18 protein-coding genes are annotated in these 18,430 nt (G+C 43.1%); 12 read left to right on the forward strand and 6 right to left on the reverse strand.

The genetic code is table 11. The features are described from left to right. Nucleotides 1-44 precede the first annotated feature (44 nt). From ccsA (ACFS5N_RS02905) to ACFS5N_RS02950, 10 genes are all read left to right on the forward strand, one after another. Entirely contained in the window at nucleotides 45-719 is a 675-nt protein-coding gene (gene ccsA / locus ACFS5N_RS02905) for a cytochrome c biogenesis protein CcsA (RefSeq protein WP_377182048.1), read from the forward strand. Next, nucleotides 719-919 carry a CcmD family protein gene (locus ACFS5N_RS02910; protein WP_377182050.1) on the forward strand — a complete coding sequence of 67 codons (201 nt, stop codon included), beginning with the start codon at nucleotides 719-721 and terminating at the stop codon, nucleotides 917-919. Before ccsA (ACFS5N_RS02905) ends, ACFS5N_RS02910 begins: the two co-directional genes overlap by 1 nt. 153 nt (nucleotides 920-1,072) lie before the next feature. Then, the gene (locus tag ACFS5N_RS02915; protein WP_377182052.1) at nucleotides 1,073-2,509 is read left to right on the forward strand and encodes a Glu/Leu/Phe/Val family dehydrogenase; all 1,437 of its coding nucleotides are present in this window, start codon (nucleotides 1,073-1,075) and stop codon (nucleotides 2,507-2,509) included. A gap of 225 nt (nucleotides 2,510-2,734) precedes the next feature. Further along, nucleotides 2,735-4,387 (forward strand): T9SS type B sorting domain-containing protein, encoded by a 1,653-nt coding sequence (locus tag ACFS5N_RS02920; protein WP_377182054.1) that lies wholly within the window; start codon nucleotides 2,735-2,737, stop codon nucleotides 4,385-4,387. 103 nt (nucleotides 4,388-4,490) lie between these two features. Beyond that, nucleotides 4,491-4,901 (forward strand): cytochrome c maturation protein CcmE domain-containing protein, encoded by a 411-nt coding sequence (locus ACFS5N_RS02925; protein ID WP_377182056.1) that lies wholly within the window; start codon nucleotides 4,491-4,493, stop codon nucleotides 4,899-4,901. A 14-nt stretch (nucleotides 4,902-4,915) separates the two neighbouring features. Beyond that, entirely contained in the window at nucleotides 4,916-7,393 is a 2,478-nt protein-coding gene (gene ccsA / locus ACFS5N_RS02930) for a cytochrome c biogenesis protein CcsA (RefSeq protein WP_377182058.1), read from the forward strand. Nucleotides 7,394-7,502: 109 nt separating this feature from the next. Continuing rightward, complete coding sequence (locus tag ACFS5N_RS02935) at nucleotides 7,503-8,285, forward strand: Rossmann-like and DUF2520 domain-containing protein (RefSeq protein ID WP_377182060.1); 783 nt, start codon at nucleotides 7,503-7,505, stop codon at nucleotides 8,283-8,285. A 19-nt stretch (nucleotides 8,286-8,304) separates the two neighbouring features. Continuing rightward, complete coding sequence (locus ACFS5N_RS02940; protein ID WP_377182062.1) at nucleotides 8,305-8,637, forward strand: 2Fe-2S iron-sulfur cluster-binding protein; 333 nt, start codon at nucleotides 8,305-8,307, stop codon at nucleotides 8,635-8,637. Between the two features lie 101 nt (nucleotides 8,638-8,738). Beyond that, on the forward strand, nucleotides 8,739-8,981 hold the full coding sequence (iscX, locus tag ACFS5N_RS02945) for a Fe-S cluster assembly protein IscX (RefSeq protein WP_377182064.1): 243 nt from the start codon (nucleotides 8,739-8,741) through the stop codon (nucleotides 8,979-8,981). 62 nt (nucleotides 8,982-9,043) lie between these two features. Continuing rightward, nucleotides 9,044-9,565 carry a KdsC family phosphatase gene (locus ACFS5N_RS02950; protein WP_377182066.1) on the forward strand — a complete coding sequence of 174 codons (522 nt, stop codon included), beginning with the start codon at nucleotides 9,044-9,046 and terminating at the stop codon, nucleotides 9,563-9,565. A 19-nt stretch (nucleotides 9,566-9,584) separates the two neighbouring features. Here ACFS5N_RS02950 and ACFS5N_RS02955 read toward each other — a convergent pair whose 3' ends face one another. Further along, entirely contained in the window at nucleotides 9,585-10,520 is a 936-nt protein-coding gene (locus ACFS5N_RS02955) for a hypothetical protein (RefSeq protein WP_377182068.1), read from the reverse strand. A gap of 8 nt (nucleotides 10,521-10,528) precedes the next feature. After that, a complete protein-coding gene (locus ACFS5N_RS02960; RefSeq protein WP_377182070.1) occupies nucleotides 10,529-11,512 on the reverse strand; it encodes a carboxypeptidase-like regulatory domain-containing protein in 984 nt (327 codons plus the stop codon). Nucleotides 11,513-11,651: 139 nt separating this feature from the next. On the opposite strand from ACFS5N_RS02960, the gene ACFS5N_RS02965 reads away from it, so the two are divergent. Continuing rightward, a complete protein-coding gene (locus ACFS5N_RS02965; RefSeq protein ID WP_377182072.1) occupies nucleotides 11,652-12,221 on the forward strand; it encodes a Maf family nucleotide pyrophosphatase in 570 nt (189 codons plus the stop codon). A 120-nt stretch (nucleotides 12,222-12,341) separates the two neighbouring features. On the opposite strand, the gene ACFS5N_RS02970 is transcribed toward ACFS5N_RS02965, so the two are convergent. After that, nucleotides 12,342-14,333, reverse strand: coding sequence for a M1 family metallopeptidase (locus ACFS5N_RS02970; protein ID WP_377182074.1), 1,992 nt, complete (start codon nucleotides 14,331-14,333; stop codon nucleotides 12,342-12,344). A 96-nt stretch (nucleotides 14,334-14,429) separates the two neighbouring features. Then, a complete protein-coding gene (locus ACFS5N_RS02975; protein WP_377182076.1) occupies nucleotides 14,430-15,353 on the reverse strand; it encodes a Ppx/GppA phosphatase family protein in 924 nt (307 codons plus the stop codon). A 174-nt stretch (nucleotides 15,354-15,527) separates the two neighbouring features. Between ACFS5N_RS02975 and ACFS5N_RS02980 the strand changes: the two genes are divergently transcribed. Beyond that, nucleotides 15,528-16,472, forward strand: a complete 945-nt coding sequence (locus ACFS5N_RS02980) for a nucleoside hydrolase (protein WP_377182078.1) — start codon at nucleotides 15,528-15,530, stop codon at nucleotides 16,470-16,472. Between the two features lie 50 nt (nucleotides 16,473-16,522). Here the strand turns inward: ACFS5N_RS02980 and dnaJ are convergent, their stop codons facing one another. Together dnaJ and grpE are read right to left on the reverse strand one after the other, a co-directional pair. Next, nucleotides 16,523-17,686: a molecular chaperone DnaJ gene (gene dnaJ, locus ACFS5N_RS02985; RefSeq protein WP_377182080.1), complete on the reverse strand. Its 1,164-nt coding sequence runs from the start codon at nucleotides 17,684-17,686 to the stop codon at nucleotides 16,523-16,525. Between the two features lie 153 nt (nucleotides 17,687-17,839). Beyond that, nucleotides 17,840-18,412, reverse strand: a complete 573-nt coding sequence (gene grpE / locus ACFS5N_RS02990) for a nucleotide exchange factor GrpE (protein ID WP_377182082.1) — start codon at nucleotides 18,410-18,412, stop codon at nucleotides 17,840-17,842. Between the last annotated feature and the right edge of the window lie 18 nt (nucleotides 18,413-18,430).

The following is an 18,430-nucleotide window of genomic DNA, read 5'->3' on the forward strand; positions in this document are numbered from 1 at the left end:
CTATTTATCGCACATAATTGCTACATTTGCCTACCGATAAAAAAATGAAGTTTATATATCAAACCTGGTGGAAAGTAATAGCCGTTTTATTGGTGCTTTCTTCTATTATTACTGGCTTACTGGTTGCCGTACCTGAAAAATATATTGTTAACGAAACGATACGTAATCTGTATTTCCATGTACCTATGTGGATGGGTATGTTAACAGTGATGGTTATATCCGTGTATTTCAGTATTAAATATTTGAGATATAATCGCGAAGAGGACGATTTAGCTGCCGTTGAATGTGTTAATACCGGGATGTTTTTTTACATTTTAGGCCTGATAACCGGCATGCTCTGGGCCAAATATACCTGGGGAGAATATTGGAGCAACGACCCCAAGCAAAATAGTGCGGCCATTGGCTTTCTGCTATACGCCGCCTACCTGGTAATGCGTAATGCCATAGATGAGGAGCAGAAGCGAGCCAAAATATCGGCTGTTTACAATATTTTTGCTTTTCCGATTATGGTGGTTTTGCTATTTGTATTACCACGATTGACGGATTCTTTACATCCGGGTAACGGCGGTAATCCGGGCTTTGGCGGCAGTGATCTCGACAATACCATGCGAATATCATTTTACCCGGCTATGTTAGGCTGGAGTTTTATTGCCTTATGGATAGCTACTTTGCGCTACCGCATACGATTGATTGAATACAAACAGAACGAATTAAACTAATGAAGCAAATCTCAATAATACTTTTATTACTGTTGGGTTATACCACGGCATTTGCACAAGGCCCGGAGATGGATACCGTGCTGCGTAGCAATGGAAAAATATATGTCGTGGTAGTTGTTATAGCAATTATTTTTATAGGCCTGGCGCTGTATCTGTTCGCTATAGATCGTCGCCTGAAAAAAATTGAAAAAGACAAATAGCCATAAAAATAGCTTATTGTTGTTTAAACATAGTTTTTGTACTATTGTTAATATAGGTATCTGGTATGTGGATACAATAAATTACGATTTTGATAAAATTTATATCAAATTTGAGGCGTTTATTAACAAAATTATATTTTACAACTTTTACTTATGGCTATAGATAATCCAGCCGCTAATCAGGATACACACTTTTTTGCCGATGTATGCCGAAACTTTGATTACGCCGCAAAATTTACCCATCACGATGCCGGTCTTTTAGACCAGATTAAATCATGTAACAGTGTTTACCGTTTCCGTTTTCCAATTCGCCGTGGAAACGGTTTTGAAGTTATTGACGCCTGGCGTGTTGAGCATTCGCACCACCAGTCGCCAACCAAAGGTGGCATCCGCTACAGCGAAATGGTAAATGAAGACGAGGTAATGGCGCTTGCTGCATTAATGACTTACAAGTGCGCAATTGTGAATGTACCCTTTGGCGGTGCAAAAGGCGGTATAAAAATTAATCCTAAAAACTATACTACGCAAGAACTTGAAAATATAACCCGACGTTATACGGTTGAGCTTGCTAAGAAAAACTTTATTGGACCAAGTATTGACGTCCCCGCACCTGACTATGGCAGCGGCGAACGCGAAATGAGCTGGATTGCCGATACTTACGCAGCTATGAATCCGGGGCAACTGGACGCCATGGGTTGCGTTACCGGTAAACCCATAGCACTGCATGGTATCCAGGGCCGTCGCGAAGCAACCGGCAGGGGAGTAGCTATAGCGGCGCGGGAGTGCGTAAGCGTTGCAGAGGATATGCACAAGCTTGGTTTAACTCCCGGCATTACCGGCAAACGTGTAATTGTGCAAGGCCTGGGTAACGTAGGTTTCTATTCGGCTAAGTTTCTGGCCGAGTTTGGCGCTATTATAGTCGGTATTTGCGAGTTTGAGGGCGCCATTTATAACGAAGATGGTTTGGATGTGGACGCCGTGTTCCAGCATCGCAAAGCAAGCGGCTCAATTCTGGGCTACTCAGGCGCCCGGAAAGAGTTTAAAAATACCATGGAAGGTTTAGAACAGCCTTGCGATATTTTGGTTCCGGCAGCTTTGGAGAATCAACTTACTGTAGCTAACATTCGTAACATAAAAGCGAAAATTATAGTTGAAGGTGCTAACGGCCCAACCAGCCCACAGGCCGAGGCTATATTTTACGAAATGGGCGGCATTATTGTGCCCGATATGTACGCAAATGCGGGTGGCGTAACAGTATCTTATTTTGAATGGCTGAAAAATCTGTCGCATGTGGCGTTTGGCCGTATTAATCGCCGTTTTGAAGAAAATACCAATTTAAACCTGGTAAATATGGTTGAAGGTATAACCGGTGTTGCTTTAACCCCATTGCAACGCGCTACTATCGTTAAAGGCGCATCTGAGCTTGAATTGGTTAATTCAGGTTTAGAAGATACAATGATTCGCTCATATCACGAAATTCGCGAAATCTACAAAAACACCGAAAAGATGGACACTTTGCGTACCGCAGGTTTGGTGGGCGTCATCAATAAGATTGCAGTATCTTACCAAAACCTGGGCATTTGGCCGTAATTATTAACTGATAAATTATATAAACGAGGGCGGGCCAATTTGGCCCGCCTTTTTTGTTTTAGGATTTATTGTTCTGTAAATTAGTGTGTTGATTACAGGTAGGAGAGGCAACGGGTATTCGTTTTTAAACGTAATCAGCATAGTGATTTAACCATTCACATAACGCCGGTGTTTAAGCCCCTGTTTGCAATACTTTTTCTAGTCAGCATAAATACCTATGCTCAATTGCCGGCTAATGTTGGTTTTGAGGATGGCTCCTTTAATGGCTGGATCTGTGCCTCAGGTAATGTGGATGCCAGCGGCGTTTTACACTTAGGAAGTACCGGCCCGGTACCTACCCGCCACACGTTATTCAGCAGAGATAACAATATTGGTGTACTTGACCCATACGGCAAGTTCCCGGTGCTCAGCCCCAATGGCAGCAGGTTTTGCATGCGCTTAGGCAACGACGACGTAAACGCCCAGGCTGAAAGTATAAGCTATACTTTCAAGGTACCTGATAATGCTAACACCACGCCTTACGTAGTCACTTTTGACTATGCGGTGGTACTTCAAAATCCTGATCATGAGGCATACCAGCAACCCCGTTTTGTAGCCCATATTTACGATGTGGATGACGGCGTGTTTGTGCCATGCCCCGCGTTTGATTTTATAGCATCAGCCGCCCTGCCGGGGTTTAAGTTGTCGGACGTTAAACCGGCAAATAGCAAGGAGGGAGATCTGTCGACCATCTATTACAAAGATTGGTCGGTGGTAACTATAAACCTGCATGGCTATGCCGGTAAACTTATGCGGCTGGAGTTTGCGACGCAGGACTGCACCAAGGGCGGACACTTTGGTTACGCTTACTTAGATATTGACGAAGGCTTATCAACAGGTCCGGTGACAGGTAATTTGTTCTGCGACCCCAAAAAGGATGTACTATTAGGCGGTCCCCGTGGATTTGCCGGTTACCAGTGGTTTAATGCCGATTTAACAGAATCTTTAGGCACTAATCAATTTCTGGATATTTTTCCGGCTCCGCCTGAAGGTACGCGGTACGCAGTTGTGATCGCGCCTTACCCGGGGCAGGGTTGTCCTGACACCTTGTACACTACCGTCAGTAAAATTAACGATGGTCTCACCTTAAAAGCCGTCGATACTTTATATGGGTGTCCTGAAACCGGAGTTAGCCTTACCGGCCCTGAAGTAACGGCAGGGAGTAGCCCCGGATTTAAACTCAACTATTTTACCGATGTTTCTGAAACTACGCATGTCCGCGATTCTACAAAAGTTGTTCTGTCGGGTAATTATTATATCCGGGGGACAACAAAAGACGGTTGTCCGCATACAGTAATGGTGTACGTGAAATTAACAGCCCCGCTAATAAATGTTAAAGCTCCTGAACCAGTGCATTATCCTGAAACCATTGATATTACTAAAACCTTTGTTAAACAGCCGGATATTACCTATACGTTTTATAAAGATGCGCAGGCGACTATCCCCCTGGTAAATTATACCGAAATTAATAAAACCGGCAATTATTTTATAAAAGCCAAAAGTGCTCTGGGCTGCCAGGTTATATTTAGCATTACCGCAACGGTACTGCCACCCTTGCCCTATGTAGTATCTATACCTAATGTATTTACTCCCAATAATGATGGCGTAAATGATTTTTTGAGCGCTCATTTGGAAGGCTTTGTGCAATTTAATTCAATAAAAATATATAACCGGTACGGGCAGTTAATGCGTATTGCCACATCGCCACTTGATATATGGGATGGAGCAGTTAACGGCAAACCCGTACCGGCCGGAACTTATTACTGGTTGTTTGATGGCGAGGATACCTACTATCATACCAAGGTTATTAAAAGCGGATCGGTCTCTATTATTCGCTAGTTATTTAGATGTGTTCTAAATAGTATATATCCTTAGTAATAAACATTATTACCTTTACGTTTTGTATTTTTGCAGAATTAAGTTCAGAGGAGATAAACCGTAAATGAAAAAATCATCAATATTTGGTCTGGTTGTAATAGCTATCGCGATAGCTGTAATTATTAGTGTCTACTCAAATTCAAGCACTTACGGCTCGTTTAAAGATGCTGAAAACACCACCAGCGAGCTGCATGTTGTTGGGCACTTAAACAAAAATAAACAACTTGTTTATGATGCTACTAAAGATGCTAACTACTTTTCATTTTATATGACCGACAATAAAGGCGAAGAGTGTAAAGTAGTTTTTACAGGCAGCAAACCGCAGGACTTTGAGCGTTCAGAACAAATTGTATTGACCGGTAAAATGGAGGGTAATGAGTTTCATGCTAAGCACATCTTAATGAAATGCCCTTCAAAATATACTAAAGATCAGGTAGAAATTTCTGAGGCTCAATCTAAACAGGCCAGCATATAATATAAACTTACTTAATGGATACAGCTTTTAAAGGCGAACACCTTTTACCGGGCCAGCTTGGCCAGTTCTTTACAATTTTGGCATTTGGCTCGGCCCTGTTTGCGGCAATAAGCTACTATTTTGCAACTACTAACCCTACTGATACTTCCTGGAAACGCCTGGGCCGCATAGGTACCTATACAAACGCCTTATCTGTAATTGGCATTGGCGCTTGTCTGTTCTACATCATTCTGAATCATCTTTTTGAGTATTATTATGCCTGGGAGCATTCGTCGCGTGCTTTGCCTATGCATTTTATCATTTCAAGTTTTTGGGATGGGCAGGAGGGCAGCTTTTGGTTATGGAATTTCTGGCAAGCTGTATTAAGCTGTGTTTTGATCTGGCGTGCTAAATCCTGGGAATCGCCGGTATTAACTGTTGTTGCACTTTCGCAAGCTGTATTGGCTACCATGCTTATTGGTGTGGATATTTTTGGGGCACGTATCGGTTCGTCACCGTTTATTTTATTGCGCGAGGCGATCGATTTGAAAGCACAAGCGCCAATTTTTGCTACCAATCCCGATTTATATCATAGTTACTTAACCTATATCAAAGATGGGAACGGTATGAACCCGTTATTGCAAAACTACTGGATGGTAATACACCCTCCAACCTTATTCCTGGGTTTTGCGTCAATGGTAGTTCCGTTTGCTTACGCCATAGCCGGTCTGTGGCAAAAACGTTATAAAGATTGGGTAAATGCGGCTATTCCGTACGGCTTGTTTGCTATGATGATATTGGGTACGGGTATTATTATGGGTGCTTTCTGGGCTTATGAGTCGCTGTCGTTCGGCGGCTTCTGGGCCTGGGATCCTGTGGAGAATGCCTCAATTATTCCATGGTTAATATTGGTAGGTGCGGTACACGTTATGATCGTTTACAAAAATACCGGTCATTCATATATCACCTCTACCATATTGGTATTAGCCAGTTTTGTGTTGGTGCTGTATGCTTCATTCTTAACCCGAAGCGGTATTTTAGGCGAAACTTCTGTACACTCATTTACTGACGCCGGATTGTTCTGGCACCTGGTGTTTGATGTGGTGCTGTTCCTGATGATAGCCGTAGTATTGCTGGTTATCCGCTGGAAAGAACTACCAAAAACTACCAAAGACGAAGAAACGTACTCACGTGAATTTTGGATGTTTGTAGGCGCCATATTCCTGTGCCTGTCATGTTTTCACCTGGTGGTGGTGTCATCTATCCCGGTGTGGAACGCCATATTTGGTACCAAGCTGGCTCCGCCGGCCGACCCGGTTAAACACTACAATATTGTTCAGGCCTCGTTTGCGGTAGTTGTTACGCTGCTAACCGGTTTCACACAATTTCTGAAATACAAAAAGACTGACAGCGCAAAATTCTTTATCTCAACGCTGGTTTACCTGGTTGTGGCTATATTGATCACGCTACCGGTGATTTTTATCACCGGCGCCAATAAACTACAGTTGGTTTTCATTCTTATCATGGTAGGATCAATATATGCTATCCTGGCCAATGGTAAGGTTTTGGTTGACGCTTTTAAAGGTAAATTTAAATTAGCCGGATCGGCAGTTGCGCATATTGGCTTTGGTTTTATCATGGTTGGCGCCCTGATCTCGGCAGGTACCAGCAAAATTATTTCTGAAAATAATAGTGGTGAACAATTTTCAGAGGATTTCGTAAAGTCAAAAAATAACCCGCGCGAAAATATTATCCTGTATAAAAATACACCTGTTAAAATGGGTAAGTATACGGTAACTTACATAGGCGACTCTATATCAGCTCCAAATCACTACTTCAAAGTAAACTACAAGCAGTTAGATGCCAATGGCAAAGTAGTTGAAGAGTTTACCTTGAAACCCAACGCCCAGGCTAACGCAAAAATGGGGCTTATCGCTTCTCCGGATACCAAACATTACCTGTTCAGCGATTTATATACGCACGTAAATATGTCAAACGCCATAACACTGAACGAAGGTGAACAAGCCGACGGCCATGGTGAAGCAGATGACGATAAAAAGTATGAAGCCCCGATACCTTACAAAGTTGCTGTTGGTGATACCATTCATTTCAGAGAGGGTTACGCTATTCTTGCCGGTTTGGGTAAAATAGATAAATTACAGGACATCCAGCTGGAGCCTAAAGATGTGGCCATAGGCGCTACGTTGCAAGTGGTAGTAAACGGCAAAACGTATTCTGCCGAGCCGGTATACATGATTCGTGGTAATAACGCCTTTGATTTTGCCCGTAAGGTTGACGATGCTGGCGTAAAGTTCCGCTTTAGCCAGGTATTGCCAAAAGAAAATAAGGTAGAGATCAGCGTTTATCAGCAACCTGAAAGCGCCAAGAAATGGATTGTAATGCGTGCTATACAATTCCCGGATATTAACTTTCTGTGGGCCGGAACCATCATTATGGTTATTGGTATTTTGCTGTCGATATTCAGAAGGAATAAGGAGTTGAAAAGAGCCTAAGGCCCCACCCAACCCTCCCCGGAAGGGAGGGCTTGAATAGATATCTAATAAAATAGTTTTTTAATTACGCTAATAAAGTCTCTCCTTTGGGGAGATTTAGAAGGGTGTTATGAGAATCACCATCATCGGATCAGGCAATGTAGCCACACACTTGGCAGCAGCATTTAAAAACGCCGGGCACCGCATTGTACAGGTATATAGCCGAGATGCGCAGAATGCCGCATTGTTGGCCTACCATGTAAAAGCCGAGCCTATTAATGATCTCGCCCAGATAGACACTGAAACCGACCTTTTTGTAATCTCTATAAAAGACGACGCCATTGGCCCCGTAGCTGAGCAGCTGGCGAAGTATGATAAACTGATGGTTCATACATCGGGGGCTACGCATATATTTGCTTTGCAAGCTTATGCAGAGCAGGTAGGAGTGTTCTATCCACTACAAACTTTTAGTAAAACGCGCGAGCTCAATTTTAGTGAAGTACCCTTATGTATTGAAGCAGCTACTGAAGCCATCGCCAAACAACTAACCCAATTGGCGCAGACAATCAGCAACCATGTTTATCAGGCTGACAGTGCCCAGCGTAAAATATTGCACCTGGCAGCGGTATTTGCCTGCAATTTCCCTAATTATCTTTATAACGTTGCGCAGCAGCTTTTAGCCGGCCATCAGCTGGATTTTAACCTGATTCGTCCGCTTATTTTAGAGACCGCACTGAAAGCCCAAAGTTCTTTGCCTGCGTCTGTTCAAACCGGACCGGCGATACGGCGGGATGAAATAACTATGCACGATCACCTCAGGTTGTTAGAAAATCAAGCTGATTTACAGGCCTTATACCACTTGTTAAGTCAGGGCATTATCAAAATGGATATTGACCTGCATGGGGACAAGTAATTTTGTTACTTTTGCCGAAATGAATATTTTTAAAGTAAAAATAAACTTTGAAGAAGCTGGGCATGAGTCGGTAGAATTGCCAATTGCCGAGGGGGAATCTGTGTTGGACGTTTGCCTGGACAACTGCATAGAGCTTCAGCATAATTGTGGTGGCGTTTGCGGATGCAGTACCTGCCATATTTATGTGAACAAAGGTATGGACAACGTACAGGAGATATCTGATAAAGAAGAAGACTTTATTGACCGCGCTGTTAACCCACGCATTAATTCAAGACTTGGCTGCCAGTGCGTAATGATTGACGGCGATATTGAAGTTACACTGCCTGATCAATCTCAGTTTTTGGGCCATTAACGGGTTTTACGTATGACATTTTACGTTATGCGCTTGTCTCTTACTAACACAGTTTAATAAATTAACACGTACAACGTAATACGTATAACGTACAAAATACAATGACAGACGATAAATTTGCACTGCCCATTCACTGGAACGATTATGAAGACATAGCTATGTCGCTTTACGAAAAATTTGGCGATGATTTTGGCGAGTCAAAAATATACCGCATCCGCTTTACGGACTTGTTAGAGTGGGTATTATCCCTGCCTAACTTTGCAGGCACCCGCGAAGAATCAAACGAGGGCCACCTGGAACAGATCCAGTCGGCCTGGGTTTATGAGTGGCGCGATAACCAATAACCTATAAATCGCCGGTTATGCAATCGATGTAATCGAAATATTAATCAGTGTAATCTTTCCAAATGGAATCATTTCTAAGCAAGCTAAAAGACATTACCACGTTTATTTTTGATGTTGACGGCGTGTTGACCGACGGTTCGGTTTTTGTAACTGAAACCGGCGAGCAGAGCCGTGCTTTTAACATTAAGGATGGCTATGCCCTGCAATTGGCCGTGAAATGTGGTTATAATGTTTGCGCTATTTCTGGTAGCCGTTCAAAAACTTCGATATACCGTTTAAATAGCCTGGGTATTAAGGATGTTTTCATTGGTGCACACGACAAAGTGAGCCGCTTTAAAGATTACCTTGAATCAAAGCATATTCTGCCTGCCAATGTGCTTTATATGGGCGATGATATTCCTGACCTGGCGGTAATGAAACTGGTAGGCCTGGCTGTTTGCCCGTCTGACGCCTGCCAGGAGATAAAAGCCGTCAGCCAATACATATCGCCGCTTGGCGGTGGTAAAGGCGCGGCGCGCGATATTATTGAAAAAGTGCTGAAAGTTCAGGACAATTGGATGAGCGCCGAAGCGTACAGCTGGTAAGCCAAAGTTCATTATTTTATCAATAAGCTATAACTGCACTCATCGCCAAGTCTGTACCAAATGGCATAAAATAAGTAAATAGTTTCCATTCCTGGTTTAAATTGAGCGCCCAAATATTGAGCGCATTTCCAGTAACCGGTGATATGCCAATAGCGGGTCGGTAATTGATCTCGCGTGTTGTTTTTCCGTTATCGTCATAACTTACGCTGTAACCTGCATTGTAGAAATCCCGCATCCATTCAACCGCAACAAAAAACGTGGTATTAGGTATTGTGATGTGGTATTTTTTTAAATTGATAGAAACCTGGCTGCCCACCCTTTTACTCTCCTCAATAACCTTACTGCAAAGATCTCGGCCCGGCCTATGGGTTACAGGATCTATATCATATATCCTGATCCGGAATCTGGTAACATCTAAATGCACCAGCCCTAACCAGCTATTGTCTGAATCATCAAGGCCAAAAGACAAGCGATTTAATTTAATACTTTTTAAAGATACACCAGGTTTAGTGGTGTAAAACTGTTGGGCCATTTGTAAATATTCAAACTTTGCTGTTGATGTATTGACGCCGGCATAATGCACGATACGGTTTTTCTTATAATCATTCAATAGCGTATCCACATCAAATTTTGCTATTGCATTATTCAGTTTAATATTATATCTGCTTAACTGTATGGTATCCATACCATTTAATTGGCGTAGTGTTAGCCGTCTCTGTTTGTAATTCTGTACATATATTACCAGCGTATCGCGCATCAGCGACAAATTGCCCGGTATTTGAAAAATACCATCCTTTTCTGTAGTGATAGAAAGCCTGGCCTTAATAAGAGTGACAGAGGTTGACGGGACGGGTTTACCGCTTAAGCTATCCACTACGTGAAATGTATTTATTTTGTTTTGCCCAGCGGACAGCAAAGTAAAAAGACCGAATATAATGGTAATGAAATATTTCATGCCAATTGCTAATAATGTACGGTGGCCGACAAAGCGAGGTCTCCCATATGATACTGTTTGCATACTTGCCATTGGTTGTTAACTTTAATATATAATAGCGAGCGTTTAAAGGTTTTTTCATTATCATAACCCACTAAAAATGGCTGATAATATACCCGGTATTCGGCAGCATCTTTTGTAACTTGCCAGCCCCTTTTGGTGGTACGCTCAACTTTTTGCGCATTGCTAACGGTAATAATTTCATTGTATGGGTTGTTTTCCCATTCTATGGCAATAAAAAAGTTAGTTTTCGGAATAACGATCTTGTCCATATCCAGATCAATATCTACCAATTTTGAGTTGTCACTTAGTGCAATTTCCTTGGTAAATAATATCTTCCCGGGTGCGCCCGTAACCGTATCCTGTAGCATAATATGAATCAAAAAGTTGGTGTATGCATTCCTTAGGGCTAACGTTGGCGCTGCAGGAAAATCCTGGCGGCCCAGACTGATTGTACGTAGTGTAGTATTGGCTTTTGGAGCAATGAAAAACTTTGCTAGCGCGGTTCGGCTAACGATAAATTCTGTGTGATGACTTGCTCCACGACTGACAAAATCTTTCAGGTCATAATAGGTAAACTTACCCAATACAATATCCTTAAGTTTCTTCTTGTTGGCAATACGTACTTCGTTTAATAGCGTATTACTGGCTTCGAGCGAAATAAACATTTGAGATTGATATTGCGATACCGGCAGCTTAAATGTGTTATAACCTATCGAGGAAAACTGTAGCGTATCATTAGGTATCTGTTTTTCTAAATAGAGTTCAAAAAAGCCTCGCCTGTTGGTTTCTGTAGTGATTTTCTCTTTCAACAGCTTTACAGTAACACCGGCTATTGGGTCTTCTGTCGCGCTATCTATTACCTGACCGTCATAAGCCTTCTGGGCAAACGATAAGATGGGGATAAAGCAAAGGACTACCAATAAAATACAGCGATAGCTTAGGTGTAGCATAGTACTAATCTATTACTAAAATATTTAATAATTAATTACTTATAAGTCAGAAAAATAAGTTCAAATTTTAAACTTATCATTTGTTTCGGGCTGTCATAAAAAGACGTTATTTTTACCGGCCATACCTGTAAAATTTTAAATGAACAATTTCCCACCTATTATATTAGCTTCCAAATCGCCGCGCCGGCAAGAGCTGTTAAAGCTGATGGACCTTGATTTTAAGATTGTGCTGAAAGAGGTTGATGAATCTTATCCGGACAACCTGACGCCGGAAGAAATTGCCGTTTATATCGCTCAGAAAAAAGCTACCGCTTTTGACGAGTCTGTAAAAGACGATGAGCTGGTGCTTACTGCCGATACCATTGTGAGTATCGACGGGCATATTCTTGGTAAACCTGAATCAGAACAGCATGCTATTGAAATGCTGCAATTGCTATCGGGCAAAGTGCACCAGGTAATTACCGGTGTTTGCTTGTTTTACAAGCAGCAGTACCATAGTTTTTATGATGTGTCTGATGTAACCTTCAGGACGCTAACAGACGAGGAAATTGTTAACTACGTTACCAAATATAAACCCATGGATAAAGCGGGCTCATACGGCATACAGGAGTGGGTAGGGCTAACTTCAATTGTGAAAATAAACGGCTCATATACTAACGTGGTAGGTTTGCCTACTGAGAAGCTGTATCAGGCTTTAATGAAATTATAATTACCAAATTTGTCATCTCGAGCGCAGCGAGAGATCTATACACATGCAATAGGGTGGGAATGCTTGTGTATAGATTTCTCCTCGTACCTCGTCGAAATGACATATCGGGGGCACTCTAAATTAATCAACCTTCGCTGTATTATTCTTCCTGTTCATGTCAGGCAGCGCATTATCCGGGTCGATAGTCACCGATTCTGCCGCGCTGTTTGTATTGATAGTAAAAGTGGTCGACTTGTTTTGCAGCCATGTTTCAACCGGCAGGTACATGCGTTGTTTGGTTCCGTCCTTCAACTTAACTTCAACAGTAAACGGCATAGCCATAGCCTCTTTGTTTACAACGGTAACCTCGATGCCGTAAGCCGGGCTGTCTTTAACGTACTTAGCTTTGGTTAATGCCAGGTCGAGACTGTAATTGTTGTAATACCAGCCTCGCCAAAACCATCCCAAATCTTCACCTGCGCCGTTCTCCATAGAGCGGAAAAAATCATCAGGACGTGGGTGTTTGTAGGCCCATTGACGGATATAGTTTTTAAAGGCATAGTCAAATCTGTCCTTGCCTAAAATTTGCTCACGCAACAATATCAAACCAAAAGCCGGCTTAAAGTAAGTTATCGGGTGGCGATATTTCTCCGAAATAGCATCTGGAGCAGTCATTATCGTAGGCGCATTCGGGTCGCTGATGACCGGCACTATCTCATCAGCAGGATTGCCACCGCCTGGGGCGTACTCGCCATCGCGTTTTGGTGCATATTCGCCTTTGTTAAAGGCATCTGATGCATAAACGTCTATAAAGGTGTTAAAGCCTTCGTCCATCCAGGCATAACGGCGCTCGTTGCTACCCACAATCATCGGGAACCAGTTGTGGCCAATCTCGTGCGCGGTTACCCAAAACAGGTCTTTGGTTTTATCAGTAATGCCATCAAACAAAATGCCTGGGTATTCCATCCCACCGGCTATACCAGCCTCGTTTACTGCACAGGGATAAGGGTAAACAAACCATTTAGCCGAAAAGTATTCGATAGCGCCCTTAAGGTATTCGGTTGATCTGCCCCAGGCGTCGTTACCGGCGCTCTCAACGGGGTAAACTGACATGGAGAGCGACTTTTTACCACCGGGCAGGTTAATGCGTGCCGCATCCCACATAAAGGCTTTAGAGGCCCCGAATGCCACATCGCGGGTATTTGCCATTTTGAAATGCCAGGTAAGCGCACCTTTATTTACCGGGCGTGATGAAGTCTGTGTAACTTCATCAGCCGAGCGGATCATGATCGTTTTATCGCTGTTCTTAGCCGCTGTGTAACGCGCAAGCTGTTTTTGGGTAAGTACTTCTGCAGGGTTAACCAATTCGCCGGAGCCGGCAACAATCATATCCCAGGGTACAGTTACGCTATAGTCGATATCGCCATATTCACAGTAAAACTCGCCGCTGCCCAAAAATGGCAGGGTGTCCCAACCCTGCGAATCGTCATAAACACACATACGTGGGAACCATTGGGCAATTTCATAGATCTTGCCGTTTTTGGTATCCGTATAATCAGTACGTGCGCCAAATGCACCCGGAATAGTATAATGATATTTAATGGCCAGATTAATTTTGCCGCCGTGAGCCGGTAAAGCTTTAGGGAGGCGTATCTGCATACGGGTGTCGGTCACTATATAACTGGCTACCTCGGGTTTGCCGTTTACTACAATGCTTACGGTTTCTAACTGATATCCGGTGGTATGGTCTGCTGCCTTTGGCTGATTGCCGGTTACAAAATTTGAACGAGCGTCTTTTTTGTATGTATTCTGGTCAAGCTGCAGCCAAAGGTATTGCAGGTTATCCGGACTGTTATTGGTGTAAGTGATGCTTTCAGTTGCAGAGAGCGTTTTACTAGCCGTATCAATATTGGCATTAATGACATAGTCCACATGGTTTTGCCAGTATTTTGGTCCGGGATCGCCGTTTACCGCATGAAACTCGTTGCCTTTTTCCGTATGAAAGGCAGGTGAGAATAAGTTAGAAGGAACATAGTTTGATTCAACGTCGTCACTTTTGCGGAATCTCCTTTGCGCTTGCGATGTACTAACGAACAAAATAAGACCGCCCGCCAGCAAAAATTTAAGTTTCATGTGTGTCAGTTAAGGATAGCAATATACAAAAAATACCTTCCTGCTTTCCGCCGTAGCCTACGTCAAACCAAATTTTATTTCGGTTAGCGGTTTGATTTAGTCCATCATCTCCGCTAAAACCCCTTCTTTTAACGAGTATGTTGACATACAGACGTTATGGATCCCCAATCGATTAATAATAAAGCGGGTAATTAACGATGCTACTACAATCATATCCACCCGTACCGGAATGATACCCGTGTTAGCTTTTCGTTGCTCATGCGTGGAGGCAATGAGATTTTCGGTGACTTTGATTAAGTCATCCAGCTTAAAGTCATAATTTTTGATACTGAGGTCAAAGCGTTTCCCTTTGTCACGCTCAAGCAATTCAGCAAAAGTTTCAAATGCTCCTGATGATCCTATTAGCGCGTTTATAGGATACTTTGCCGCCACACCGATGAGTGCAGTTAAGTGTTCTTCAAGATATGAATTGAGCGAGTGGATAGAATCTTCAGAAATTGGGTCGGTACGATGAAATTTGTCCATCAGGCGTGCGGCGCCAATTTCAAAGCTTTTTTTCCAAAGTATGGCGTGCTCATTGCCTAAAATAAATTCGACGCTGCCGCCACCAATATCCATGATCAATGTAGTTTGGCCAGACATGCCCCCAGCCAGTTTAACCCCTCTGTAAATATAGTCGGCTTCCTGCTCGCCGTCTATAAGCTCGATATTAATGCCTGTTTTATGGGCTACTTCGTCAATAAATTGGCGTCCGTTTGCGGCATTTCGAAGGGCAGATGTAGCAATGGCCTTTACATCCTTAACTTCAAACTTATCAATCCGGTTGCGAAACTTTTGCATAGTTGCAATACCCCTTTCATAGGGTGCTCGTTCAATAATGCCCTTGTTAATCCCGCCTTCACCCAGTTTAACTGAATCATGCTCATGCACAAGAGCCTTATAATCGGATGCGTTGCCTTCAGCAATTAACAAATGGAAGGTGTTGGTGCCAAGGTCCATTACAGCAATGCGCTTGCTCATAGGTTTAGTTTAAGTGTTTCTCGTAGTAAAATACATTCAAATAAACAGGTTTATCTACTAAATGTGTTGGCTGGCGAATAAAAATTTATTGACTAATATTGGTATGTTTATTAGCCAATCATTCTGCTTATGAAAATCCGACTGCTTTTAGTGTTAGTTTTATTTTGCTGCGCGATGAACTCTTTTGCACAAAAACACGCGAAGCCGATAAGCATCATTTTTGACAGTGATATTGGCCCCGATTATGACGACGTAGGTGCCATAACCATTTTGCACGCCCTCGCCGACGCCGGCGAAGCAAAGATTTTAGCTACAATGGCTAGTAACCGTTACCAGGGGGTAGCTTCAGTCCTCGATATTTTCAACACTTACTTTAACCGCCCTGATATACCCGTCGGCGTAGCCGGCCCAAATGCTGTGAACATGCGCGACGGTCAACACTGGACCGATACGCTGATCGCTAAGTATCCCCACAAAATAAAAACCAACGCCGAAGCCTGGGATGCAGTTAAATTATATCGTAAAATACTGTCAAAGCAGCCTGCTGGTAGTGTTACCATTGTAACTATTGGGTTTCTGACTAATATTTCAGATCTATTAAATTCGCCGGCCGATGAATATTCTAAATTAACAGGGAAAGAATTAATTCAACAAAAAGTAAAGCAACTGGTAAGTATGGCCGGCAAGTTTCCTGCCGGATATGAGTTTAATGTGATCAAAGACACCGCATCGGCCGATAACGTATTTCAGCATATAAGTATTCCTGTTATTTACAGTGGATTTGAAATAGGAGAGAAGATCAAGGTTGGTTTGCCGCTGATAAGTGACTCATCTATACAAAACAGCCCGGTAAAAGATGTTTTCAGAATATGCATCCCTAAATCTGCTGACGATGCGAATGGCCGGATGAGCTGGGATGAAACCGCAGTGCTTGTCGCTATAAAAGGATATCAAACTTATTACGGCCTGCATCCCGGCAAAATGGCACCTTTAGCTGCTGATGGTAAAAATAGTTGGAATGATGGGGGCAAGGGGCAGAGATACCTGATAGAAAAGCTTGACCATCTGCAAATGCAGGATTTGATTAATAGGCTAATTATGCATCAGCCTAAAAAATAAAAAGCTCAGAATCCTAAATCCTGAGCTTTATGCTTTACGTTAAATAGCTTTTATTCAAAATATTCCTTCATTCTTTCAAAGAAACTTTTCTCATTCTTGCCGGGGTTGGGTTTAAAGTTAGGCGAGTTTTGTAGTTTCTCTAACAATGCACGTTCTTCGTTGCTCAGCGCTTTCGGTGTCCAGATATTTACGTGGATCAGTTGGTCGCCGCGGTGGTATGAGTTAACCTCTGGCACCCCTTTGCCTTTCAGGCGCAAAATTTTACCACCCTGGGTTCCCGGGTCAATTTTGATTTTGGCTTTGCCGTCAATAGTTGGAACTTCAACGCTGGTGCCTAGAGCTGCGTCAATAAAAGTAATATGCAGATCGTAAATTACATTGTTACCGTCGCGTTTCAGCGTTTCATGAGGGATCTCCTCGATCAGAATGATCAGATCGCCAGGCAGGCCGCCACGTGGGGCCGCATTACCTTTACCGCTCATGCTCAGTTGCATGCCTTCGCTTACACCAGCAGGTACATTGATGCTGATAGTCTCTTCGCCGCGCACAACGCCGTCGCCATGGCAAACGTTACATTTTGAAGTGATAGTGGTACCCTCGCCGTTACAGGTAGGGCAGGTGCTGGTAGTTTGCATCTGGCCCAAAATGGTATTAGTTACACGTCTGACCGCACCTTGGCCACCGCAGGTTTTACAGGTTTGGAAAGACGACTTGTCTTTCGCTCCTGTACCGTCGCAGGTTTTACAAATTACCTGTTTATTTACTTTTATCTTCTTTTCTGTGCCATTGGCAATCTCTTCTAAAGTAAGTTTTACTTTGATGCGCAGGTTACTGCCACGGGCAACCCTGCGGCCGCCTCCCTGGCGACCACCACCGCCACCAAAGAAATCACCAAACGGACTGCCACCGCCAAAAATATCGCCAAACTGGCTGAATATGTCTTCCATATTCATACCGCCACCGCCGTAGCCGCCGCCATTGGCTGAGTGTGCATTAGCCGCATGGCCAAATTGGTTATAACGCTGGCGTTTTTCAGGATTACTTAAAACTTCGTAAGCCTCGGCCGCCTCTTTAAACTTTTCCTCAGCATCTTTATCGCCCTGATTTTTATCGGGGTGATATTTAATAGCCATTTTGCGGTAGGCTTTCTTGATCTCGTCAGCGTCTGCACCTTTTGATACGCCCAGAACATCGTAGTAATCTCTTTTTGACATTTTTTTATTGAGTGAATTAGTGAGTGAATGAATGAGTGAATGCTTCAATCAATTCATCGCTCAATAGCTTGTTTTAATATATCAAATGAGTGATTAGTAAACGTGCAAATCACATTCACTCAATCACTCATTCTCTCATTCCTTCATTTTGGCTTACGCTCCTACAATAACTTTAGCAAAGCGTATTACCTTATCATTCAGATAATATCCCTTTTCCATTTCATCAATTACCTTACCCTTCAAATCTTCGGTAGGGGCCGGTATGTTGGTAATGGCCTCATGCAGGTCGGCATCAAACGGCTGTCCTATAGACTCCATCGGTTGCAACCCTTTTTGGTTAAGCGCGTTTTTAAGTTTGTTTTGAATAAGTGCGACGCCTTCACGCACCGGTGCAACTTCAGTTGCGTTTTCAGTAGCTTTAAGGGCGCGCTCAAAGTCGTCTAAAACCGGCAGCAAAGCGGTAATTACATCCCGACCTTCCATTTTACGGGCATCTTCGCGCTCTTTGATAGTGCGGCGTCTGAAGTTGTCAAACTCGGCGTACAGGCGAAGGTATTTATCATTAGCCAATGACAATTCCTCTTTCAAAAGATCTTCTGCGGTTTTTTCGTCGATGCCGGTACTTTCTGCCGCATCGGCAGATTCATTGGCAGCAGTATTATTCAGTTCCTCGGCGTTCTCCGGAGATTCGGTCTTTTTTTTCTTCAACATATCGTTAAAATTCATAGCTAATAGTGCCAATCA

Source organism: Mucilaginibacter ximonensis, from assembly GCF_042686265.1.
In the GTDB taxonomy this organism is placed as follows: Bacteria; Bacteroidota; Bacteroidia; order Sphingobacteriales; family Sphingobacteriaceae; genus Mucilaginibacter; species Mucilaginibacter ximonensis.

Excerpts from the sequence above, each read along its gene's own strand:
- ACFS5N_RS02910 (WP_377182050.1), top strand. The coding sequence starts at position 719 with ATGAAGCAAATCTCAATAATACTTTTATTACTGTTGGGTTATACCACG.
- ACFS5N_RS02935 (WP_377182060.1), top strand. The coding sequence starts at position 7,503 with ATGAGAATCACCATCATCGGATCAGGCAATGTAGCCACACACTTGGCA.
- ccsA (WP_377182048.1), top strand. The coding sequence starts at position 45 with ATGAAGTTTATATATCAAACCTGGTGGAAAGTAATAGCCGTTTTATTG.
- ACFS5N_RS02915 (WP_377182052.1), top strand. The coding sequence starts at position 1,073 with ATGGCTATAGATAATCCAGCCGCTAATCAGGATACACACTTTTTTGCC.
- ACFS5N_RS02955 (WP_377182068.1), bottom strand. The coding sequence starts at position 10,520 with ATGAAATATTTCATTACCATTATATTCGGTCTTTTTACTTTGCTGTCC.
- ACFS5N_RS02965 (WP_377182072.1), top strand. The coding sequence starts at position 11,652 with ATGAACAATTTCCCACCTATTATATTAGCTTCCAAATCGCCGCGCCGG.
- ACFS5N_RS02960 (WP_377182070.1), bottom strand. The coding sequence starts at position 11,512 with ATGCTACACCTAAGCTATCGCTGTATTTTATTGGTAGTCCTTTGCTTT.
- grpE (WP_377182082.1), bottom strand. The coding sequence starts at position 18,412 with ATGAATTTTAACGATATGTTGAAGAAAAAAAAGACCGAATCTCCGGAG.
- ACFS5N_RS02950 (WP_377182066.1), top strand. The coding sequence starts at position 9,044 with ATGGAATCATTTCTAAGCAAGCTAAAAGACATTACCACGTTTATTTTT.
- ACFS5N_RS02975 (WP_377182076.1), bottom strand. The coding sequence starts at position 15,353 with ATGAGCAAGCGCATTGCTGTAATGGACCTTGGCACCAACACCTTCCAT.
- ccsA (WP_377182058.1), top strand. The coding sequence starts at position 4,916 with ATGGATACAGCTTTTAAAGGCGAACACCTTTTACCGGGCCAGCTTGGC.
- ACFS5N_RS02940 (WP_377182062.1), top strand. The coding sequence starts at position 8,305 with ATGAATATTTTTAAAGTAAAAATAAACTTTGAAGAAGCTGGGCATGAG.
- dnaJ (WP_377182080.1), bottom strand. The coding sequence starts at position 17,686 with ATGTCAAAAAGAGATTACTACGATGTTCTGGGCGTATCAAAAGGTGCA.
- ACFS5N_RS02925 (WP_377182056.1), top strand. The coding sequence starts at position 4,491 with ATGAAAAAATCATCAATATTTGGTCTGGTTGTAATAGCTATCGCGATA.
- iscX (WP_377182064.1), top strand. The coding sequence starts at position 8,739 with ATGACAGACGATAAATTTGCACTGCCCATTCACTGGAACGATTATGAA.
- ACFS5N_RS02980 (WP_377182078.1), top strand. The coding sequence starts at position 15,528 with ATGAACTCTTTTGCACAAAAACACGCGAAGCCGATAAGCATCATTTTT.
- ACFS5N_RS02970 (WP_377182074.1), bottom strand. The coding sequence starts at position 14,333 with ATGAAACTTAAATTTTTGCTGGCGGGCGGTCTTATTTTGTTCGTTAGT.